At 64.0% G+C, this 19928-nt stretch carries 20 protein-coding genes and 1 tRNA gene; 3 read left to right on the top strand and 18 right to left on the bottom strand.

Annotated features, from left to right (window positions below):
* Positions 1-2: 2 nt before the first annotated feature.
* The 4 genes from KY494_RS18150 to KY494_RS18165 are packed head-to-tail and all read right to left on the bottom strand — an operon-like array spanning position 3 to position 2909.
* A complete protein-coding gene (locus KY494_RS18150; RefSeq protein ID WP_219887756.1) occupies positions 3-689 on the bottom strand; it encodes a BON domain-containing protein in 687 nt (228 codons plus the stop codon).
* Positions 682-1278 carry a phosphoheptose isomerase gene (locus tag KY494_RS18155; protein ID WP_219134195.1) on the bottom strand — a complete coding sequence of 199 codons (597 nt, stop codon included), beginning with the start codon at positions 1276-1278 and terminating at the stop codon, positions 682-684. The genes KY494_RS18150 and KY494_RS18155 overlap by 8 nt, the downstream gene beginning before the upstream one ends.
* A 57-nt stretch (positions 1279-1335) precedes the next feature.
* On the bottom strand, positions 1336-1695 hold the full coding sequence (locus tag KY494_RS18160; RefSeq protein WP_219887757.1) for a YraN family protein: 360 nt from the start codon (positions 1693-1695) through the stop codon (positions 1336-1338).
* 11 nt (positions 1696-1706) lie between these two features.
* A complete protein-coding gene (locus KY494_RS18165) occupies positions 1707-2909 on the bottom strand; it encodes a penicillin-binding protein activator (protein WP_219887758.1) in 1203 nt (400 codons plus the stop codon).
* 165 nt (positions 2910-3074) lie between these two features.
* On the opposite strand from KY494_RS18165, the gene rsmI reads away from it, so the two are divergent.
* Positions 3075-3983, top strand: coding sequence for a 16S rRNA (cytidine(1402)-2'-O)-methyltransferase (gene rsmI, locus KY494_RS18170; RefSeq protein ID WP_096232747.1), 909 nt, complete (start codon positions 3075-3077; stop codon positions 3981-3983).
* A 5-nt stretch (positions 3984-3988) separates the two neighbouring features.
* Here rsmI and KY494_RS18175 read toward each other — a convergent pair whose 3' ends face one another.
* The 3 genes from KY494_RS18175 to KY494_RS18185 form a co-directional block, all read right to left on the bottom strand.
* On the bottom strand, positions 3989-4426 hold the full coding sequence (locus KY494_RS18175; RefSeq protein ID WP_219887759.1) for a hypothetical protein: 438 nt from the start codon (positions 4424-4426) through the stop codon (positions 3989-3991).
* On the bottom strand, positions 4365-4952 hold the full coding sequence (locus KY494_RS18180; protein ID WP_258194304.1) for a nucleotidyltransferase domain-containing protein: 588 nt from the start codon (positions 4950-4952) through the stop codon (positions 4365-4367). Before KY494_RS18180 ends, KY494_RS18175 begins: the two co-directional genes overlap by 62 nt.
* An 89-nt stretch (positions 4953-5041) precedes the next feature.
* Positions 5042-5671: a hypothetical protein gene (locus KY494_RS18185; RefSeq protein ID WP_219887761.1), complete on the bottom strand. Its 630-nt coding sequence runs from the start codon at positions 5669-5671 to the stop codon at positions 5042-5044.
* A gap of 166 nt (positions 5672-5837) precedes the next feature.
* Between KY494_RS18185 and KY494_RS18190 the strand changes: the two genes are divergently transcribed.
* A tRNA-Pro gene (locus KY494_RS18190) sits at positions 5838-5914 on the top strand.
* Between the two features lie 169 nt (positions 5915-6083).
* Here KY494_RS18190 and KY494_RS18195 read toward each other — a convergent pair.
* The 11 genes from KY494_RS18195 to KY494_RS18245 all read right to left on the bottom strand — a co-directional run bounded on the left by KY494_RS18195 (position 6084) and on the right by KY494_RS18245 (position 18817).
* On the bottom strand, positions 6084-7007 hold the full coding sequence (locus KY494_RS18195; protein WP_219887762.1) for a hydroxymethylglutaryl-CoA lyase: 924 nt from the start codon (positions 7005-7007) through the stop codon (positions 6084-6086).
* Between the two features lies 1 nt (position 7008).
* Positions 7009-7941 carry a glyoxylate/hydroxypyruvate reductase A gene (locus KY494_RS18200; RefSeq protein WP_219887763.1) on the bottom strand — a complete coding sequence of 311 codons (933 nt, stop codon included), beginning with the start codon at positions 7939-7941 and terminating at the stop codon, positions 7009-7011.
* A gap of 11 nt (positions 7942-7952) precedes the next feature.
* Positions 7953-9980: an acetyl/propionyl/methylcrotonyl-CoA carboxylase subunit alpha gene (locus KY494_RS18205; protein WP_219887764.1), complete on the bottom strand. Its 2028-nt coding sequence runs from the start codon at positions 9978-9980 to the stop codon at positions 7953-7955.
* Between the two features lie 159 nt (positions 9981-10139).
* Entirely contained in the window at positions 10140-11186 is a 1047-nt protein-coding gene (gene bioB / locus KY494_RS18210; protein WP_141171161.1) for a biotin synthase BioB, read from the bottom strand.
* A gap of 32 nt (positions 11187-11218) precedes the next feature.
* On the bottom strand, positions 11219-12010 hold the full coding sequence (gene bioD, locus KY494_RS18215; protein ID WP_219887765.1) for a dethiobiotin synthase: 792 nt from the start codon (positions 12008-12010) through the stop codon (positions 11219-11221).
* Positions 12000-13196: an 8-amino-7-oxononanoate synthase gene (gene bioF / locus KY494_RS18220; RefSeq protein WP_219887766.1), complete on the bottom strand. Its 1197-nt coding sequence runs from the start codon at positions 13194-13196 to the stop codon at positions 12000-12002. Before bioF ends, bioD begins: the two co-directional genes overlap by 11 nt.
* A 1-nt stretch (position 13197) precedes the next feature.
* Positions 13198-14538 carry an adenosylmethionine--8-amino-7-oxononanoate transaminase gene (bioA, locus tag KY494_RS18225; RefSeq protein ID WP_219887767.1) on the bottom strand — a complete coding sequence of 447 codons (1341 nt, stop codon included), beginning with the start codon at positions 14536-14538 and terminating at the stop codon, positions 13198-13200.
* A 45-nt stretch (positions 14539-14583) separates the two neighbouring features.
* Positions 14584-15372, bottom strand: a complete 789-nt coding sequence (locus tag KY494_RS18230) for an enoyl-CoA hydratase/isomerase family protein (RefSeq protein WP_219887768.1) — start codon at positions 15370-15372, stop codon at positions 14584-14586.
* A gap of 13 nt (positions 15373-15385) precedes the next feature.
* A complete protein-coding gene (locus KY494_RS18235; RefSeq protein WP_219134206.1) occupies positions 15386-17008 on the bottom strand; it encodes a carboxyl transferase domain-containing protein in 1623 nt (540 codons plus the stop codon).
* Between the two features lie 40 nt (positions 17009-17048).
* Positions 17049-17498 (bottom strand): YchJ family protein, encoded by a 450-nt coding sequence (locus tag KY494_RS18240; protein ID WP_375143368.1) that lies wholly within the window; start codon positions 17496-17498, stop codon positions 17049-17051.
* Positions 17499-17569: 71 nt separating this feature from the next.
* A complete protein-coding gene (locus KY494_RS18245) occupies positions 17570-18817 on the bottom strand; it encodes a D-amino acid dehydrogenase (protein WP_258194305.1) in 1248 nt (415 codons plus the stop codon).
* A 369-nt stretch (positions 18818-19186) separates the two neighbouring features.
* Between KY494_RS18245 and KY494_RS18250 the strand changes: the two genes are divergently transcribed.
* Positions 19187-19927, top strand: coding sequence for a GntR family transcriptional regulator (locus tag KY494_RS18250; protein WP_219134209.1), 741 nt, complete (start codon positions 19187-19189; stop codon positions 19925-19927).
* Position 19928: the final 1 nt, after the last annotated feature.

Raw genomic sequence — 19928 nt, forward strand, 5'->3', positions numbered from 1 at the left:
GCTTACTGCTGTACCGTATCGCTGACCGTGCTCGTCGTGCGCTGCTGCGGCGGATCGGGCTGCAATTGTTTCAATTCCGTCTCCGAAATGTAGTCGAACAGCTTGACCACTTTCTGCACGCCGCCCACGCCGCGCGCCACGTCGGCCGCGACCGTGCCTTCGCGCTGGGTAACGCGGCCCATCAGGAAGACGGTGCCGTTTTCCGTGACGACCTTGAACGAGGCGGCCGAGATGGTTTTCATGTCGACCAGGCTGGCCTTGACCTTGGCCGTGATCAGCGCGTCGTTCGAGCGCGAGGTGTAGCTGGCCGGGCCGGCGATGATCAGTTCATTGGCCACCGATCCCACGCCCTCGATATTGCGCACTTCGCGTTCGACGGCATTTTTCATCGCCTCGTCGCGCACTTCGCCCGTCAGCAGGACGCGGCGGTTGAAGCTGGTGACGTTCACATGGCCGGCATCGCCGACGATGGAGGGGATGCGCGACTCGCCTTTCAGGGCGATCGACTTGTCTTCGGTCTGGGCGCCCAGGGTGCGGCGGTCCGCCGCGGCAACGCCGCCCATCACTGCGCCGCCGACCATCAGTTCGATGCAGCCGGTGAGCGAGGTGAGCATGGCGCCGCACAGCAGTGCTGTCGCCAATGGGCGTTGTACGCGTTTCCAGCCTGGGCCAGTACCGAATTTAGTCATTCACGTCTCCTCCGAATAGCGCGACGTCGATGCCGTCGCAGATGCAATGTATGGTGGTCAGATGGACTTCCTGGATGCGCGCCGTGCGCTCGGCCGGCACGCAGATATGCACGTCGGCGTCCGTCAGCATCTTGCCGATGGCGCCGCCGTCCTTGCCCGTCAGCGCCACGACGCGCATTTCGCGCTCGAGCGCCGCTTCCACGGCCGCCATCACGTTGGCCGAATTGCCCGACGTGGAGATGGCCAGCAAGATGTCGCCGGCCTGGCCGAACGCTTGCACCTGCTTCGAGAAAATCTCGCGGTAGCTGTAGTCATTCGCCACGGCCGTCAGGATCGACGTATCCGTCGTCAGCGCCAGGGCCGGCAGCGGAAAGCGCTCGCGTTCGAAGCGTCCCACCAGCTCGGCCGCGAAGTGCTGGCAGTCGGCGGCGGAACCGCCGTTGCCGCAGGCGAGGATCTTGTTACCGTTGGACAATGCATAAAACATCAGGTCGATCGCCTGCGCGATGGGTGGCGCCAGCACGGTAGCGGCCTGGATCTTGAGTTCGGCACTTTCGTGGAAGTGCGAGAGGATGCGTTGATTATTCATAGTCTGCCGATTATAGTGCAGGCGCGCGGCATGGCGGACAAGCACTGTTAAAAATGCTTACATATCGAGGATGTTCCGCAGCCAGCTGATGCGCCCGCCATCGATGGCCAGCGCGTCGAAGCGGCACGGCGGCAAAGTCTTTTGCCCCTGCAGCCAGGTGTGCGCGGCCACCACCATGCGCCGCTGCTTGGCTGGCGTGATGCTGGCCAGGGCGCCGCCGTAGGCTGCACTGCTGCGTAGCCGCACTTCGACGAAAACGATGCAGGCGCCATCGCGCATGATCAGGTCCAGCTCGCCGCCCTTGCACAGGTAATTGCGTTGCAGTAGCACCAGGCCTTGCAGCAGCAGATACGCGAGCGCATCGTCTTCTCCCTGCCGTCCCCGTTCCCGTTTGTTCCAGAAAGCGAAGGGCGGCATGGCGCATGTCCTTACTGTACCGGTGGCGTGGCCGGCGCGGCCGGCGGCCAGGTGCCTAGCACGCCCTGCTGGTAGGTGGCGGCTTGTTCCGTGCGTTCGAACACGCTTTGATCATCGTCAAAGCGTACAGCCAGACGGCCCGTCACGCCATCGAGCGTGAACGGCGTGTTCGGGCGCAGCGCCACTTCGCGCGCCACGCGGAAGGCATCGATGCCCAGCGCATACAGGCGTTCCATGTCGGCCGTCAGGCGGCGTTCGGCAGGCTGCGGCGGCTGTGGATACACCATCACTTGCGGATGGTCGCGCTGCACTTGCCATGGCAAATCCAGCAGCCGCGCGCCGTCGAGCTCGGGGCCGCTGGCGCCGCGCCCGGCGCCGGGATTCAAGGACGAGGTGCCATACAGGGGCAGATCGCTGCCGATGGCCACGCGCAGCTGGCGCGCCTGGTCGGCGTCGAGCGCGACAAACAGCAGGCCCGGCGGCGTCGCGGCCAGGCGTGCGCGCAGCTGCACCAGTTCCGCATCGCTCAGGTAGCCGTTCGTGGCCGTCAAGTCCATCGCATCGACCTTGCCGCCCTGGCGCAGCCATTCCTGCTTGAAGGCGGCGCTGATGCGGCGCTGCGAAGGCGAACCGGCCGACAGGATCAGCGCGCTGGCGCCCGGCTGTTCGCTGGCGGCCCAGGCAGCGACCTGGCGCGCTTCCGCCTCGATCGACAGGCCCATCACCAGCAGCTTGGCCGGCAGGCGCGCCTCGCCGCGGTTGTCCGGGTGGTTCAGGGCGATCGTCGGCTTACGCACCAGATCGCTATTCGCCACGGCCGTCACGGCCGAGCGCGACAAAGGCCCCACGACGACGTCCTGTTCCTCTTGCGCTTGCGCAAACTTGTTCAGGATATCCGTGCTGCCGTCGCCCGTGTCGATCACCGTCACTTCGAAGCCGCTGCGGTCGCGCTCATACGCGGCCATGAAACCGGTGCGCAGCAATTCGGCGGCCGGGCCCAGGGAGGCCGAGCGCAGCGGCAGCAGCAGGCCGATGTGGTGGACCTTGCCATCGGACGGCGCCGGCGCCGTGGCGGCCGGCATGTCTTGCGGCGTGCCCGTCGCCGGCTTGGTGGTGATGGGCGGCAGCGGTGCGCCGTTGCCGTCGTACGCGGTAATATCGGGCACGGCCACGGCAAACGTCACCGGTTCGGGCGCGGGCGGTTTCGGCGGCACGGGCGGCGGCAGCGGCTTCGGTGGCGGTAGCGCCCTTGTGTTAGATTCAATAGGCGCGCACAATTGCCCGGGCGCGTCGCAAGGCGTGCTGCAAGCGCTCAGCATGCCGGTCGCGGCACAAACAAGCAGTAACTTCACACTATTAGCAAGCATTCAACCTCCAAAATGACCGTACAAGAAATCAGTTCCATCGCCAGCCTGCCCATCATGACAGAGGCGGCGCATCAGGTCTATCCTATCGCAACATTGTATATAGTGGCCACGCCGATCGGCAATGTGACCGACATCAGCCTGCGCGCGCTGCATTTGCTGAGCATTGCCGACGCCGTCGCCTGTGAAGATACGCGCAACACGGCGCACCTGCTGACGCGCTTCGGCCTGAACAAGCCATTGATTGCGGCGCATCAACATAATGAGCGCGAGGTGGCGCAAACGCTGATTGCCCGTCTGCACGCGGGCGAGCGCATCGCCCTCGTCTCGGACGCGGGCACGCCGGCCGTCTCTGACCCGGGCGCGCGCATCGTCGACGCCGTGCGCGCGGCCGGCTTGCGCGTGTTGCCCCTGCCCGGCCCGTCGGCGGCGATCACGGCCATTTCCGCCAGCGGCCTGTTGAATGACCAGTTTTACTTTGTCGGCTTCCTGCCGGCGAAGGCCAAGCAGCGCGAAAACATCTTGCACAGCCTGCGCGGCGTGACGGCGACGATGGTGTTCTATGAGGCGCCGCACCGCATCCTCGATTGCGCCACGGCCCTGGTGGAAGCGTTCGAGCCCACGCGCCAGGTGGTGTTTGCGCGCGAACTGACGAAAATGTTCGAGGAAATCCACCGCTGTCCCCTGTCCGAAGCGGAAAGCTGGATCCGCGCCGACGCGCACCGCGAAAAGGGAGAGTTCGTCGTCCTGCTGGAAGGCGCGACCGAAGCGCAGGACGCGGAAGACGTGGAAGCGGAACGCATCCTCAACATCCTGCTGGCCGAATGCAGCGTCAAGCAGGCGGCGAATCTGACGGCGCAAATCACGGGCCGCAAGAAAAACGCCCTGTATGAACGGGCGTTGCAGTTGAAGGGGCAGGAATAAGGCGATCAGGACGGCGGCCGGACATCGAGTGCACTTGCCGCCGCGAGCAACTGTTCCACATGCTCGATCAACTCGTCGACAAAGCCCTGTGTGACATCGAGATCGCCCTCGTATTCCGCCAGATTGCGCTTCCGGTGCGCCTGGTTGAATAGCAGCCACTGCTGCGGCGTAAAATTCAGCGTGTGTTCCAGACTCTGAAAGACGAGATAGCGGTTGTCGCTGCGATAACCATGTTGACGCAGCGCAGACAGGGCAGCCGCATGCGCGGCGTTATACGCCAGGTCGAAGCGGCTTTCCAGCGATAGTATCACCTGCCTGGCATCGCGCAGGCGCACGGTGGCCGAGCGCAGCAAGCCGGCTCGTTCGCGTGCGTCGGGTGGCTCAGCCTTGAGCTGGCCGATGCGCGCCAGGTTCGCCAGCGCCTGCGAGGTTGATGAGTTCATCATCGGCCCCTTTGACAAAAATCTTGGGTTGTTCGAGGATGCGCCCAACGAACGACTTGCCCTCGTCTATTCTTTGCCGCCATTCTTCTGGCGTGTACAAGGTCGGGTTGATGCTGCGCCCCAGCTGCTGTTGCGCTGGCTGCAAGGCCGTCAGCAACTGGGCGTTTGATGTCATGCCGCCGATGACCATCAGGTCGATGTCGCTGTGCGCCTGTTCCGTGCCCTTGGCCATCGAACCGTACACAAACGCCAGGTCGATTTCCTGCCAATACGGTTGCAGGGCCACGCGCAGCACATCGGCGACGCCAAAGGTTTTCAGCACGATGCTGCGCAGCTCGTCGAAGATCGGCGCATCATGATTTGCCTGGTAATGCTTCTGGTTGCCCACTTTTTTGACGGTCACCAGGGCCGATTTCACCAGCTTGGCCAGTTCGCGTTGCACGGCGCCCGAACCGATGGCCGCGAAGGCGATGATTTCATTTGCATAGAAAGACCGTTGCGCCTGGCCAAAGAGCAAAGCCAGCACGCGTTGCTGTGTCTTGGAAAATAATGTATCTGCGAAAGTACCCATATTGGGTATGTTAGTACCCAATATGGGTATAGTCAAGCAGCCCATCACCACTTGCAACCACTATCTTTTTTATCGAGCAACATCAGCACGGGCGCCAGCAAGCCCGCCCCTGCATAAGCGGTGCGGCAATCGCCGCGCTTGCCTTGCGCGATGTCGCGCGCCAGCTGGGTTTCCGTTTGCAGCGGCTTGTCGGGAATTTGCCCCACGGCCGTGCCCACCTTGGACGGGTCGCGCTCGCCCGCCATCTTGCGCGCCGTCTTCCTGGCCGCTTCCATGTCGAACTTTGGCGTCTCCGCAGTTTCTTGCCTGAAGGTATCGGGACTGGCCGCCGGCGTGGCCGGTGACGCGGTGACGACCGTGATGGCTTGCGGGCTGGATGCCGCCGCCGGTGTTTCGCGGGCAGCGGCGAGTCTTGGCTTGCTGACGGGTTTGGCTTCCCGCTTCGGCTTGACCACCTCGACAGGTGGCGGCGGGGGCCTGGCGGCCAGCGGGCGTATCCACACGGCGATCGATTCCACGCGCGGGGCCGTGTCCGGTGGCACAGACGGCTGCACGTGGCGCCACAAGTAGATCAAGGCGCCATGCAGCAGCAAGGACACGCCGACGCCGAGCGCGATGCCGCGGCGGTTCGGCAAGGGTTGGCCGCCGTCGCTTCTTTCAATACTGAAATCCATTGCCGTCGTCGCCTTCATGTCTGATCGGGAAAACTTGCAAACCCAGTGTCGCATACTTGTATCGTTTTGAAAAATACATGAGTCGCAGTGCCGCGCGTAAATAATTTACACAGAGTTTCACCTGACCCTTGACCGAAGTCGATACGGCCTGTATTATCTTGGTCTTCGGAGTGTGGCGCAGCCCGGTAGCGCACCTGGTTTGGGACCAGGGGGTCCAAGGTTCGAATCCTTGTACTCCGACCAAATTTGTAGAAAAAAACCCAAGAGTTTCGACTCTTGGGTTTTTTTTCGTCTGTACGGGTCACGCCAGTCGGGTAGGTCGGATTAGCGCGCAAGCGCGTAATCCGACACCACCAGGGTCATGGCAAACACTGTTGTCGGATTACGCGTGGCTCCGCCACGCTAATCCGACCTACGCCGCGAGGCGTTTCGCCGCAATGGCGTTGCCGGCCCGGCTAGACCCCTTGCGCCCCAGCTGCTGCGAGATGAACTGCCCCGCATCGACCACCAGGTCCAGGTCGATGCCGGTGTCTATCCCCAGCCCCTGCATCATGTACAGCACGTCTTCGGTGGCCACATTGCCGGTGGCACCCTTGGCGTACGGGCAGCCGCCCAGGCCCGACACGGACGAGTGATAAATCGCGATGCCCACCTCCAGGCTGGCGTAGATATTCGCCAGCGCCTGGCCGTAGGTGTCGTGGAAGTGGCCGGACAGGCCGCCCACGTGGAAAGCCGCGATGGCGCGTTGCATCACCGCCTGCGTTTTTCTCGGCGTGGCCACGCCGATGGTGTCGGCGATGTCGATCTCGTCGCAACCGAGGTCGCGCATGCGGCCCACCACGTCGGCCACGGCGTCCAGCGGCACGTCGCCCTGGTAGGGGCAGCCGAAGGCGCAGCTGATGCTGCCGCGCAGGCGCAGGCCGTGTTGCTTGGCCGCCTTCGCCACGCCTTCGAAGCGGGCGATCGATTCGGCGATCGAGCAGTTGATGTTCTTTTGCGAGAAGGCCTCGGAGGCCGAACCGAAGATCACCACTTCATCGGCCTTCGCCGCCAGCGCCGCCTCGAAACCCTGCATGTTTGGCGTCAGCGCCGAATAAATGGTGCCCGGGCGGCGCGCGATCTTTGCCATCACTTCCGCGCTGGTGGCCATCTGCGGCACCCATTTCGGCGAGACGAAGGACGCCGCCTCGATGTTGGCGAAGCCCGCCAGTGTCAGGCGGTCGACCAGTTCGATCTTGACGGCGGCGCTGATGGTGTCCTTTTCGTTTTGCAGGCCGTCGCGCGGGCCCACTTCGACGATCTTGACCTGCTTGGGCAAACTGGTAGTAGGGTTCATCTCAATATCCTTGCAAACGGTTGACGATACCGGCGACGGAGTCTCCGGCGTGCAGGCGGCGCATCTTGGCGGCGATCTGCGCCACGCTTTCGCGGCGCAGGGTGGCGGCCGAAATATGCGGCGTGATGGTGATACGCGGTTCTTGCCAGAACGGGTGCTGCTGCGGCAGCGGCTCGTTGCGGAACACGTCGAGTGTCGCCCCGGCGATATGCCCGGAGCGGATCAACGTCAATAAGTCCGGTTCGGCCAGATGCGCGCCGCGCGCCACGTTGATGACGTAGGCGCCCGGCAGCAGCATCGACAGGCGTGCGCGGTCGAGCAGGTTGTGCGTGTCCGGCGTGAGCGGCAGCATGCACACCAGCACGCGCGTGCCGCGCATGAATGCTTCCAGCCCCTCCTCGCCCGCGAAGCATTGCACGCCATCGAGCTGCTTGCGGCTGCGGCTCCATCCCCGCAGAGGAAACTCGAACTGCGCCAGCGCTTCGAGCACGCGCGTGCCCAGCACGCCCATGCCCAGCACGCCGACGGGGAAATCCATCTTGTCGAAGGCGGGCAGCGGCTGCCAGATGCCGGCGCGGCCCTGTGCCTCGTAATCGTCGAAGCGGCGGAAGTGGCGCAGCACGGCGTGGCTCACGTATTCGGCCATCTGCACGCCCATGCCCGCATCATCGAGGCGCACCAGCGGCACATGGGCGGGCAGCGCGTCGCCGAATTTCAACAGCGCGTCGACGCCGGCGCCCGTGTTGAAGATGGCTTTGACGTCGCGCAATGCGGGCAGCATGGCGGCGGGCGGCTGCCACACGACGGCATAGTCGCATGGCGCGAACGTCTCGCCTTCGCGCCAGAAGACAATTTCGGCTTCGGGCAGCAAGTCCTTGAAATCGGCGATCCACGCCGCTTCCTTGCCATCCGCGCGTTGTAAAAGGATGCGCATCGTGCCAGCCTCTATGCGGCAGCCTTGAAGGCCAGCAGCGGCGCGCCATCCGCCACCTGGTCGCCGACGGCGTACAGCACGTCTTCCACCAGGCCGTCGTGCGGCGCGGCGATCGTGTGCTCCATCTTCATCGCTTCCATGATGACCAAAGGCTCGCCCTTTTTGACGTCCTGGCCCTTGTTGACCAGCACGGCGACGACCTTGCCCGGCATCGGTGCCGTCAGGCGCCCGCCTTCCGCTTCCACTTCGCCCGCATGCGCCATCGGGTCGCTGTAGTGCAGTGTGTAGTGCAAGCCGCTGGTAAATACGTGGAACTGCTCGCCATCGCGCAGCACCGTGCCATGCACGGCACGCTCACCGAGCTTGATGTGCAGCTCGTTGCCCCGGTGCGCCGTCAGGGTCAGGGGCTGGCCGTTGAACAGCCAGCCATCCGTCTTGTAGGCGATGCGCGCGGCATAGGCCTTGCTGTCGCCAGCCAGCGCGAATTCATCGGCAAACGCCAGGCTGCGTCCCAGGGTGCTGTTCAAGCGCCAGCCCAGGGCATTGCCCCACGGGTCGGCGGGGTTGCTCGACTGCGCTTCGGACGCGGCTTTTTCTTGCGTCAGCAGGGCGACGGACGCCAGCGCCAGGGCCGTATCGGGCGCTGCTTGCAGGGCGGGGAACAGCGACGCCTGATTGCGCTCGATGAGGCCCGTATCAAGATCGGCAGAGCTGAATGCCTGGCCTTCGACCAGGCGTTTCAAAAAGGCGATATTGCTGGCCAGTCCCACGATCTGGTATTCCGACAGCGCCTGCGCCATGCGCGCCAGCGCTTCGCGGCGGTCCGCGCCCCAGACGATCAGCTTGGCGATCATCGGGTCGTAGAACGGAGAGATGGCGTCGCCTTCGCGCACGCCCGAATCGATGCGCACGGACGCCGGTACCAGCGTGCCACCCAGCTCGAACGTGACGGCCGATGGCGACTGCATGTGGCGCAGGGTGCCGATCGATGGCAAAAAGCCCTTCTCCGGATTTTCCGCATAGATGCGCGCCTCGATGGCGTGGCCGTGGATCGTCAATTCGCTCTGTTTTTTCGGCAGCGGTTCGCCAAAGGCGACGCGCAGCTGCCATTCCACCAGGTCGGTGCCGGTGATCATTTCCGTTACGGGATGCTCCACCTGCAGGCGCGTGTTCATCTCCATGAAGTAGAACGAGCCATCCTGGTTGGCGATGAATTCCACCGTGCCCGCGCCCACGTAACCGACGGCCTTGGCGGCGGCGACAGCCGCTTCGCCCATGGCGGCGCGGCGCTCCGCCGGCATGCCCGGCGCTGGCGCTTCTTCCAGCACTTTTTGATGACGGCGCTGCACCGAGCAGTCGCGCTCGAACAGGTAGATGCAGTTGCCCAGCATGTCGGCGAACACCTGGATTTCGATATGCCGCGGACGCGACAGGTATTTTTCGGCCAGCACCTTGTCGTCGCCGAAAGAGCTGATCGCTTCGCGCTTGCACGAAGCCAGCGCGGCCTTGAAGTCGGCGCTGTTCTCGATGACGCGCATGCCCTTGCCGCCGCCGCCGGCGGACGCCTTCAGCAGCACGGGGTAGCCGATCTTGTCGGCCTGGCCGTGCAGGAAGTCCGCATCCTGTTCCTCGCCGTGGTAGCCGGGCACCAGCGGCACGTTGGCTTTCTCCATCAGCGACTTGGCGGCCGACTTCGAGCCCATGGCGCGCATGGCGGACGCCGGCGGGCCGATGAAGACCAGGCCCGCCGCGTGGCAGGCGTCGGCGAAGTCGGCGTTTTCGGACAAAAAGCCGTAGCCGGGGTGGATCGCCTGCGCCCCTGTCGCCAGCGCCACGGCGATGATCTTGTCGCCGCACAGATAGCTTTCCTTGGCCGGCGCGGGGCCGATCAGCACCGCTTCGTCGCACACGGCGACGTGCTTGGCGTTGGCGTCCGCCTCCGAATACACGGCGACGGTCTGGATGCCCATGCGGCGGGCGGTAGCGGCGACACGGCAAGCGATTTCGCCGCGGTTGGCGATCAGGATTTTAGTGAACATGGTCTCTCTCTATTCTCTCAAAAAGGGGCAGCTGTCTCTTGATGGACCTGTTCTGCTGGTTTGTCGGTTTACGCGCTACGCGCTAAACCGACCTACGCATGGTGAGGCGGTATTCGTAGGTCGGGTTAGCCGGCACGGCGTAACCCGACAGGGCTGTCATCAGCAGCCACACTTCTCTTTCTGCACCGAGTCGAGCATGGCGCCGCGCGTCTGCAGGCCCAGTTTGCCCAGCAAGACGCGGTCGTCTTCCGCTTCCGGGTTGTCGGTGGTGAGCAGCTTGTCGCCGTAGAAGATGGAATTGGCGCCAGCCAGGAAGCACATCGCTTGCACGGCTTCGCCCATCTGGCGGCGGCCCGCCGACAAACGCACGCGCGCCTTCGGCATGGTGATGCGGGCCACGGCGATCGTGCGCACGAATTCGAACGGATCGAGCGCTTCCAGGCCAAACAAAGGCGTGCCTTCCACTTGCACCAGGTGGTTGACGGGCACCGATTCCGGATACGGGTTCAGGTTCGCCAGCTGGGCGATCAGGCCCGCGCGCTGCAAGCGCGTCTCGCCCATGCCGACGATGCCGCCGCAGCACACTTTCAAGCCCGCTTCGCGCACGCGGCCCAAAGTGTCCAGGCGGTCCTGGTATTCGCGCGTGGAGATGACGTTGTCGTAGAACTCGGGCGCCGTATCGAGGTTATGGTTGTAGAAGTCCAGGCCAGCGTTTTTCAGGCGGTCCGCCTGTCCCTCTTCCAGCATGCCCAAAGTAGCGCACGTTTCCAGGCCCAGCGCCTTCACCTTGGTCACCATCTCTTCGACTTTTTCCATGTCGCGCTCTTTCGGGCTGCGCCAGGCGGCGCCCATGCAGAAGCGCGTGGCGCCGTTGGCTTTCGCCTGGCGGGCGGCGTCGAGCACCGTGTCGATGTCGAGGATTTTTTTCGCTTCCACGCCCGTGTCATAGCGGGCCGCCTGCGGGCAGTAGCCGCAATCTTCCTCGCAGCCGCCCGTCTTGATCGACAACAGGGTCGCCAGTTCCACGTCGCCATCGGGGAAGTTGATGCGGTGGGTTTGCTGGGCCTTGAACATCAGGTCATTGAATGGCAGGTCGAACAGGGCCAGTACATCGGCGACGGGCCAGGTGGCCGCTTCCGGCACGGTGATGCGCGCCGCAGGGCGGTGCAGTTCGACGGTTTTTGCTGCTTCTTGGACGTGAGACATGTGATTCCTTCGCTTCTATTTTTTGGATACGTTTAAGTGTTGGGATGCTGCGCCGGCCAGTTGGGCAAGCCGGTGAAATCGAGATACGCCGCCGCCGCTTGCGCGCTCGGCTGCGCCAGGCGCGGCACCTTGCCCAGCAGCGGCGCCGGGATGCGCTCGATCAGCGCATCGATATTTTCGTCGAGGAAGCGCATTTCCACTTCCAGGGTGTTGGCCACCCAGCCGATAACCGTCAGGCCGCGCGCTTCGATGGCTTCCAGCGTCAGCAAGGCCTGGCTGATGCAGCCCAAACGCATGCCGACCACCAGGATCACGGGCAGATCGAGTTGCTGCGCCAGGTCGGCCGAATCGAAGCCGGGCGACAGAGGCACGCGGAAACCGCCCACGCCTTCGACCACCACGGCGTCCGAGGCGGCGGCGATTTCCAGGTAGGCGGCCAGAATCGGCACCGATTCGATGCTCACGCCTTCGAGCGCGGCGGCGATGTGCGGCGCGGCCGCTTCCTTCAGCATGTAGGGCGTCGTCAGGCTGCGCAGCATGGTGACGTTGCCGGCGGCGATCAGGCTGTCGGCGTCTTCATTATGCAGTTCGCCGTCGCGCATCTCGGCGCCGGCGGCGACCGGCTTCATGCCGCAGGCGCGCACGCCGCGCGCGACCAGCGCGTGCAGCAGGGCCGACGAGGTCAGGGTCTTGCCGATTTCCGTGTCGGTACCGGTGACGAAACAGGCAAAGCGCGAGGGCAGGCCGGCAATGGCCGGAGCCGGCTGCACGGCCGGCGCCAGGTCCGCCAGCACTTCGGCCACGATGGGGTCATCAAGGCTCATGGCGAGTCCTTTCCAGGGTGTTGACTGCGTTGATCAATTGCGCCACTTCCTGCGCCGTGTGGCCGGCCGACAGGGTTACGCGCAGGCGCGCCGACCCCGCTGGCACGGTGGGCGGGCGGATGGCGCCGACCCACAGGCCCTGCTGGTACAGCTGGGCGGCTATGTCCAGCATGTCCGCGTTGTCGCCGATGATGACGGGCTGGATGGCGCTCAATGATGGCAAGGCTTGCCAGCGCTGCAGCTGCAAGCCCTCGTTCCATTGCGCCACCAGCGCCGCCAGGTGCATCCGACGGTGTTTTCCTTCATCACCGGCGATGATGTCCAGGCTGACCAGCAGCGCATGCGCCAGCGCGGGCGCGGCCGCCGTGGTGAAGATGTAGGGGCGCGCCTTCTGGATCAGCGTTTCGATCACGGTTTCATGCGCGCAAACAAAGGCGCCACCCACGCCGGCCGATTTGCCCAGGGTGCCCACGTAGACCAGGTGCGGCGAATGCAGGTCGAAGTGTTCCAGCGCGCCGCGGCCGTTGGCTCCCAGCGCGCCGAAGCCGTGCGCGTCGTCGACCACCAGCCAGGCGCCGTACTGCTCGCACAGGGCCAGCAGCGCGGGCAGCGGCGCCAGGTCGCCATCCATGCTGAAGATGCTGTCGGTGACGACGATCTTGGTTTTGGCTTTGCTGGCCGCCAGCAGGGCCGTCAGGGCATCGAGGTCCGCATGCGGATACACGCGCGTTTTCACGCGGGCCAGGCGCGTGCCGTCGATCAGCGAGGCGTGGTTCAGCGCTTCCGAGAAGATCTCGGTGTCCGCGTCGCCCGCCGCCAGGGCCGTCAGCACGGCTAAATTAGCCATGTAGCCGGTGCAGAAATACAGGGCGCGCGCCTGTTCCAGGTTGGCGCCGACGAAAGCGGCCAGGCGTTCTTCCAGCTGCGCGTGGGCGCGGCTGTGGCCGCTGATCAGGTGCGAAGCGCCGCTGCCGGCGCCATACAGGTCGGCGCCCTCTTTCAGCGCGGCGACGATGCGTGGATGCGACGCCAGGCCCAGGTAGTCATTGCTGCAAAAGGCCAGCATGGCGCGCCCGTCCACCGTCAGGCGCGGCGCGCACGGCGTGTCGACGGTGCGGCGGCGGCGCATCAGGCTGCGCTCTTCCAGTCCTTGCAGCTGCTGTTGCAATCGCGCGATCAGTTCCATCTCAGGCTCCGATCACTTTGTTGAAGACTGCCAAGGTCTGCTGGCCCAGGCCCGCGATTTCGGCGTCGTCGAGGATGTACGGCGGCATCAGGTAGACGGTCGAACCGATGGGGCGCATCAACAGTTCGTGTTCCAGCGCCGTGCTGAAGAAGCGGCGCGAAAAATCGGGCGCCGCATCGACGGCGTCAAACGCCCAGATCATGCCCCGCTGGCGGAAGTGTTTTACGCGCTCGTGCTGCGCCAGCGGCGCCAGGGCGCGCGTGATTTTGGCGGCGCGTTCGCGGTTGGCCACCAGCACATCGTCTTCCTCGAAGATCGACAGGGTCGCCAGCGCCGCGCGGCACGCCAGCGGGTTGCCCGTGTACGAGTGCGAATGCAAAAAGCCGCGGCGCACGTCGGTGCTGTAGAACGCTTGATAGATGTCTTCGCGCGTCATCACGAGGGACAGGGGCAAATAGCCGCCGCTGATGCCTTTCGACAGACAGACGAAGTCGGGCCAGATGCCGGCCTGTTCGCACGCAAAGAAGGTGCCCGTGCGCCCGCAGCCGACGGCGATTTCGTCGAGGATCAGATGGACTTGATAGCGGTCGCACAGGGCGCGCACCAGCGACAGGTACAGCGGGTCGTGCATGGCCATGCCGGTGGCGCATTGCACCAGCGGCTCGATGATGATGGCGGCGATCTTGTCCGACTTTTCCTGGAACAGCCGTTCCACGTCGGCCGCCGCGCGGCGCGCCACGTCTTCGGCGGATTCGCCCTCGGCGGCCTGGCGGAAGTCGGGCGACATCACCGTCGTTGATGCGCGCAGCAGGGGGCCATAGGCATCCTTGAACAGCGCGACGTCGGTGACGGCCAGCGCGCCGATGGTCTCGCCGTGGTAGCTGCCTTGTAAACAGACGAATTCCTGTTTTTCACTCTTGCCGCTGTTGCGCCATGCGTGAAAACTCATTTTCAGGGCGATTTCCACGGCCGACGCGCCGTCGGACGCGTAAAAGCTGTGACCGAGCACGCCGCCGGTCAATGCCGACAGGTTTTCCGACAGTTCGACCACTGGTGCATGCGTGAAACCGGCCAGCATCGCGTGTTCCAGCCGGTCCAGTTGGTCCTTGAGTTCCGCATTGATGCGCGGATTGGCGTGGCCGAACAGGTTCACCCACCAGGAGCTGATGGCGTCCAGGTAGCGTCGTCCTTCGTGGTCATACAGCCAGGCGCCGCGGCCATGGCTGACGGGGATGAGCGGTACAGCGTCGTTAGCCGATGCGTGATGCTGCATCTGTGTGCAAGGGTGCCACACGCTGCGCAGACTGCGTTCGACCCAGTCCGATTGTTTTTCTGCTTTCAAAACTGCTCCAATGATTTTCTTAGTCCATGAGCTCTAGACTATTAACTAGCCCATGAGCCAACCCGGCTTGCGCTTGTCGAGGAACGATTGCACGCCTTCGCGGCCCTGCTCCGAGGCGCGGATCTGCGCGATGCGCTCGGCGGTGTCCGCCAGCAGCGCGTCATCGACCGGCTGGCCAACGATTTCGCGCACCAGCGTTTTCGCTTGCGCCACGGCGTGAGGGCTGTTGCCCGTCAGCGCCTTGAGCACCTCGGCCGTTTTCGCGTCCAGCGCGTCGCCAGCGACTACCTCGTGGGCAAAGCCGATGCGCAACGCTTCCTGAGCGGAGAATCGCTCCGCGGTCAGGAAATAGCGGCGTGCCGCGTTTTCGCCCATGGCCTTGATGACATACGGTGAAATAGTGGCCGGGATCAGTCCCAGCCGCACTTCGCTCAGGCAGAAATGCACGTCTTCCGCAACCAGAATGATATCGCATGCGGCGACGAGGCCCATGCCGCCCGCATAACAGTCGCCCTGGATCTTCGCCACCACGGGTTTCGGACACAGGTAAATCGTGCGCAGCATCTGCGCCAGCTGCAGCGCGTCGGCCTGGTTTTCGGCATGCGTGTAGCCTGCCATCTTCTTCATCCAGTTCAGGTCCGCGCCGGCGCAAAAGGCGGCGCCATTCGCCGCCAGCACAATGGCGCGCACCATGTCGCTGCGCCCCAGGCCCTCGAAGGCGCGCGCCAGTTCGGCGATCGTCGTCTCGTTGAAGGCGTTGCGCACGTCCGGGCGGTTCAGGGTCACGGTGGCGACATTGCCCTCGATGACCAGCTTTAAGGTTTCAAATTCCATGGTTTTCTCTCCCTTACATGCGGAATACGCCGAACTTCGTGTCCGGGATTTCCGCGTTCAAGGCGGCCGACAGGCCCAGGCCGAGCACCATGCGCGTGTCGGCCGGGTCGATCACGCCATCGTCCCACAGGCGCGCGGTGGCGTAGTACGGGTGGCCCTGGTGTTCGTATTGATCCTTGATCGGCTGCTTGAAGGCCGCTTCCTCGTCCGCGCTCCATGCGCCGCCCTTGCCCTCGATGCCGTCGCGCTTGACGGTGGCGAGCACGGAAGCGGCCTGGTCGCCGCCCATGACGGAAATGCGCGCATTTGGCCACATCCACATGAAACGGGGAGAGAACGCGCGGCCGCACATGCCGTAGTTGCCGGCGCCGAAGCTGCCGCCGATGATGACCGTGAATTTCGGCACGGCGGCCGTGGCCACGGCCGTCACCATCTTGGCGCCATTGCGGGCGATGCCTTCGTTTTCGTACTTGCGGCCCACCATGAAGCCCGTGATGTTTTGCAGGAAGACCAGCGGGATCTTGCGCTGGCAGCACAATTCGATGAAATGCGTGCCTTTCAAGGCCGATTCGGAAAACAGGATGCCGTTATTGGCGATGATGCCCACTTTGACGCCATAGATGTGCGCGAAACCGCAGATCAGGGTGGTGCCGTAGCGGGCCTTGAATTCGTCGAAATCGCTGCCGTCGACGATGCGCGCGATCACTTCACGCACATCGAACGGCTTGCGCGTATCGACGGGGATCACGCCATACAGTTCCTGCGTCGGGTATGTCGGTTCCACGGACTCGCGCAGCGCCATCTGCTGCGGTTTTTTACGGTTCAGATTCGAGACGATGGTGCGCGCCAGCGACAGCGCATGCAAATCGTTCTGCGCCAGGTGGTCGACCACGCCGGACAAACGCGTGTGCACGTCGCCGCCGCCGAGGTCTTCCGCCGTCACCACTTCGCCGGTGGCCGCCTTCACCAGCGGCGGGCCGCCGAGGAAAATAGTGCCCTGCTCCTTGACGATGATCGACTCGTCGCTCATGGCCGGCACGTAGGCGCCACCGGCCGTGCAAGAACCCATCACGACGGCGATCTGCGGAATGCCCTTGGCCGACAGATTCGCCTGGTTATAAAAAATGCGGCCGAAATGGTCGCGGTCGGGGAAGACGTCGTCCTGGTTCGGCAGGTTGGCGCCGCCCGAGTCGACCAGGTAGATGCAGGGCAGGTTGTTCTGGTCGGCGATTTCCTGGGCGCGCAAATGTTTTTTCACCGTCATCGGGTAGTAGGTGCCGCCCTTGACGGTGGCGTCGTTGCAGACGATGACGCATTCCTGGCCGGAGACCCTGCCGATGCCGGTGATGATGCCGGCGCTAGGGGCCGCATCGACGCCCTTGGCGTCCTGGTACATGGCGTAAGCCGCCATCTGGGAAAACTCGAGGAAAGGCGTGCCGGGATCGAGCAGCATCTGCACTCTGTCGCGCGGCAGCAGTTTGCCGCGCGCCAGGTGCTTGGCCGCCGCCGCCTCGCCGCCGCCGGCCGCGATCTTTTCCACCTTGTCGCGCAAATCGTCGACGATGGCTTGCATGGCCGCGGCATTGGCCTTGAAATCTTCACTGCGCGGATTGAGTTTGCTTTCGATGTGCGGCATTGCGGTTCCTTTTTATGATCGCCCGGTCTCTCGGGTCGCGTTATTCGGGAAAACTGCCGTCGAGATAAAACCAGCGCAGGGCACCACCGCCCTCGCCCGCCTCGCGCACGAAGCGGCTCACCTCATGCAGGCGGTGCGCGCGGCCGTTGACCTTGTAGCGGGCCACGAATTCCACGGTATCGCGGTGTATCTCTTCGGCTTGATAGTCTGATTCTGCTTTACGTTGACGTAAACGTAAAGCAGATTTTACCTCAAGTCCCAGCCAGTGGACTTTTTCTTCGTCGGCAAACAAGGCGTCGGCGGGACGGGTGCTGGCGTGCCAGGTGGCGCGCAGGTAGGGTTCATCGCGCAAGGTAAACGCCGTGTAGCGCGAACGCATCAGGGATGCAGCCGTGGGCGGCAAGGCGTCGCCCGCGAGATACGGGCCGCAGCAGCTGGCGTAGGAGGCGCCGCCGCAAGGGCAGGCGGCAGATGTCGAAGGTGTGGGCATGCGGTAACGGATAGGGGAACAGGAAAGTTCCGCAATTATCCGCCATAACGGCGGCGCCGGTCGCCGGCGCGCTATCTTTCAGGGCTGAGGAAGTCCAGCGCGAACGGTGGCGCCTTGCCGGCCATGAGATCGGCCAAGATGCGCGCCGTGCCGGCGGCAAACGTAAAACCCAGCGGACCGTGGCCCACGTTGAGCCACAGGTTCGCAACTTTGCTGGCGCCCACCAGCGGCGCGTTGTTCGGCGTGGCGGGGCGCAGGCCGGCCCAGGCCGTGGCCTGGTCGTAATCGGCGCCGTGCGGCATGGCTTCGCGCGCCAGCCGCGTCAGGCCCGCGATGCGGTTCCAATCGATGCTGTTGTCGGCGCCCACCATGTCGACCATGGCGGCCACGCGCAGGTCGCTGCCAATGCGCGCATACAGCACCTTGCGCTCGAAATCCGTGATGCTGATCTCGGGCGCCCGGTCTTGCGCGCGGATGGGCGCCGTCAGGCTGTAGCCCTTCAGCGGGTACAGGGGCAGGTAGATGCCCGCCGTGGCGGCCAGGTCGCGGCTCTGGATGCCGGCCGCCAGCACGTAATGGTCCGCTTGCAACAGGCCCAGGCTGGTGTCGAGGCCCGCGATCCTGCCCCTGTGCGTGACGAGGCGGCGCGCCTCGCCTTTCAATATGAGTGAACAATTCGGGTGCCGCAGCAGGCGCGCTTCCAGGGCCAGGCAAAAGGCGTGGCAATCGGCCACCGCTTCGCCTTCGGTAAAGATGCCGCCAGCCAATGAACTCTGCAAGGCGGCCAGCGCCGGTTCGCGCTGCACGGCCTCAGCGGGCGACAAGACGATGCGCGCCTCTTCCGATTCCGGCCGCGCCACGGCCCGCTGGAAGATGGCGGGCGAGCGGTAGACGATGAGTTTACCCGCATCGCGCCGGGCATACGCCTCGGGCGGCACCGTCAACTCCAGCTGCGCCATGCCGGCGCGGCTCCATTCTCCCAGCTGCAGCAGCTTGGCCGTCGTGCGGGCATTGCTGGCAGCATTGCAATTGCGCAAGAAACTGGCCAGCCAGCGCCACTGGCGCCAGTCCGCTTCGGGCCGGAAGCGCAGCGGGCCATCTTTCTGCAGCAACCATTGCAGGGCTTTGAACGGCACGCCCGCATCCGCCAGGGGCGCCACATAGCGATAGCTGAGCTGGCCGCCATTGCGGTAGCTGGCGGCGATCGCCACTTGTTCATTGCGTTCCAGTACTGTGACCTTGTAGCCGGCCTCGGCCAGCCACCAGGCCGATGTCAGACCGACGACGCCGCCGCCGATGATGATGACGTGTTGCTGCATGTTGCCTCGCTGCGTTGCGCTCCCATGGTGCGGGAGCATTCGATGAGAGCTTAGGGGCTGGCCATCACGGCAGCCAATGAAACATCATGGTGCAGCCATAACTTTCAGGAATGCACCCTTCCAGTAATCCCGTCATGTGCATGTTTCCCTGTTTCGCGGTGTGCTGGAGGCGCCACCAGCATAGGGCGCGATGCTTGACTACGCCAATAAATATTGCTTATTTATCTATAATGTAAAGCGATACGTACGGTAAAACATCGTTTTTTTAAGTGTATAACCGTTATTTATGGCCATTTTCCATTTATTCATGGGTGGACGGGCTACGCGCAAGCGCCATCGCTATTACACTAGGAGGACAAGGAGAACTGTATGAGCCAGACCAGCGTAGAACTCAAGGTCGATTTAAATGACAATTCGCCTTTATATATGCAGATCGCCCGCAAGCTGAGCGATGACGTACGCAACGGCCGCTACCAGGTAGACCAGGCCCTGCCATCCGAACGAACCCTGTCCGAACTGCTCGACGTATCGCGCGTGACTGCCCGCAAGGCTATCGATCAATTGGTCGAGCAAGGCCTCGTCGTGCGCCGCCGTGGTTCGGGCAACTATATTGCCCCGCGCATCGAACAGCCGCTGTCGAACCTGTCGAGCTTTTCCGAGCAGTTGCAGCAGCGCGGCTACCGCCCCGGCTCGCGCTGGCTCAAGCGCGATGTCGTCATCGCCAGCAGCGATGAACAGCTGAGCCTGGGCCTGGCGCAGAACACGAAAGTGGCGCGCCTCGAGCGCTTGCGCCTGGCCGACGATGTGGTGATGGCGTATGAAGTGAGCGTGCTGCCATTCAGCGTGGTGCCGGATCCGGCCGCCGTGGGCGATTCGCTGTACGAATACTTGAACAGCATCAAGAAGGCCCCCGTGCGTGCCTTGCAGCACATCCGCGCCATGAACGCGACGGACGTGCTGGCCAAGCAGCTGGGCATCCCTGATGGCCAGGCCGTGCTATTTATTACGCGCATCGCCTACCTGGAATCGGGCGAGGCGGTGGAACTCACGCATTCGTATTGCCGCAGCGATCATTACGATTTTGTGGCGGAAATGCGCCGCGCTCCCTGAA

The organism is Janthinobacterium sp. PAMC25594 (assembly GCF_019443505.1).
GTDB lineage: Bacteria > Pseudomonadota > Gammaproteobacteria > Burkholderiales > Burkholderiaceae_D > Janthinobacterium.

Bases quoted from the DNA above. Each gene is read 5' to 3' on its own strand.
- KY494_RS18150 (WP_219887756.1), bottom strand. From the start codon at position 689: ATGACTAAATTCGGTACTGGCCCAGGCTGGAAACGCGTACAACGCCCA.
- KY494_RS18155 (WP_219134195.1), bottom strand. From the start codon at position 1,278: ATGAATAATCAACGCATCCTCTCGCACTTCCACGAAAGTGCCGAACTC.
- KY494_RS18160 (WP_219887757.1), bottom strand. From the start codon at position 1,695: ATGCCGCCCTTCGCTTTCTGGAACAAACGGGAACGGGGACGGCAGGGA.
- rsmI (WP_096232747.1), top strand. From the start codon at position 3,075: ATGACCGTACAAGAAATCAGTTCCATCGCCAGCCTGCCCATCATGACA.
- KY494_RS18175 (WP_219887759.1), bottom strand. From the start codon at position 4,426: ATGAACTCATCAACCTCGCAGGCGCTGGCGAACCTGGCGCGCATCGGC.
- KY494_RS18185 (WP_219887761.1), bottom strand. From the start codon at position 5,671: ATGGATTTCAGTATTGAAAGAAGCGACGGCGGCCAACCCTTGCCGAAC.
- KY494_RS18195 (WP_219887762.1), bottom strand. From the start codon at position 7,007: ATGAACCCTACTACCAGTTTGCCCAAGCAGGTCAAGATCGTCGAAGTG.
- KY494_RS18200 (WP_219887763.1), bottom strand. From the start codon at position 7,941: ATGCGCATCCTTTTACAACGCGCGGATGGCAAGGAAGCGGCGTGGATC.
- KY494_RS18205 (WP_219887764.1), bottom strand. From the start codon at position 9,980: ATGTTCACTAAAATCCTGATCGCCAACCGCGGCGAAATCGCTTGCCGT.
- bioB (WP_141171161.1), bottom strand. From the start codon at position 11,186: ATGTCTCACGTCCAAGAAGCAGCAAAAACCGTCGAACTGCACCGCCCT.
- bioD (WP_219887765.1), bottom strand. From the start codon at position 12,010: ATGAGCCTTGATGACCCCATCGTGGCCGAAGTGCTGGCGGACCTGGCG.
- bioF (WP_219887766.1), bottom strand. From the start codon at position 13,196: ATGGAACTGATCGCGCGATTGCAACAGCAGCTGCAAGGACTGGAAGAG.
- KY494_RS18230 (WP_219887768.1), bottom strand. From the start codon at position 15,372: ATGGAATTTGAAACCTTAAAGCTGGTCATCGAGGGCAATGTCGCCACC.
- KY494_RS18235 (WP_219134206.1), bottom strand. From the start codon at position 17,008: ATGCCGCACATCGAAAGCAAACTCAATCCGCGCAGTGAAGATTTCAAG.
- KY494_RS18240 (WP_375143368.1), bottom strand. From the start codon at position 17,498: ATGCCCACACCTTCGACATCTGCCGCCTGCCCTTGCGGCGGCGCCTCC.
- KY494_RS18245 (WP_258194305.1), bottom strand. From the start codon at position 18,817: ATGCAGCAACACGTCATCATCATCGGCGGCGGCGTCGTCGGTCTGACA.
- KY494_RS18250 (WP_219134209.1), top strand. From the start codon at position 19,187: ATGAGCCAGACCAGCGTAGAACTCAAGGTCGATTTAAATGACAATTCG.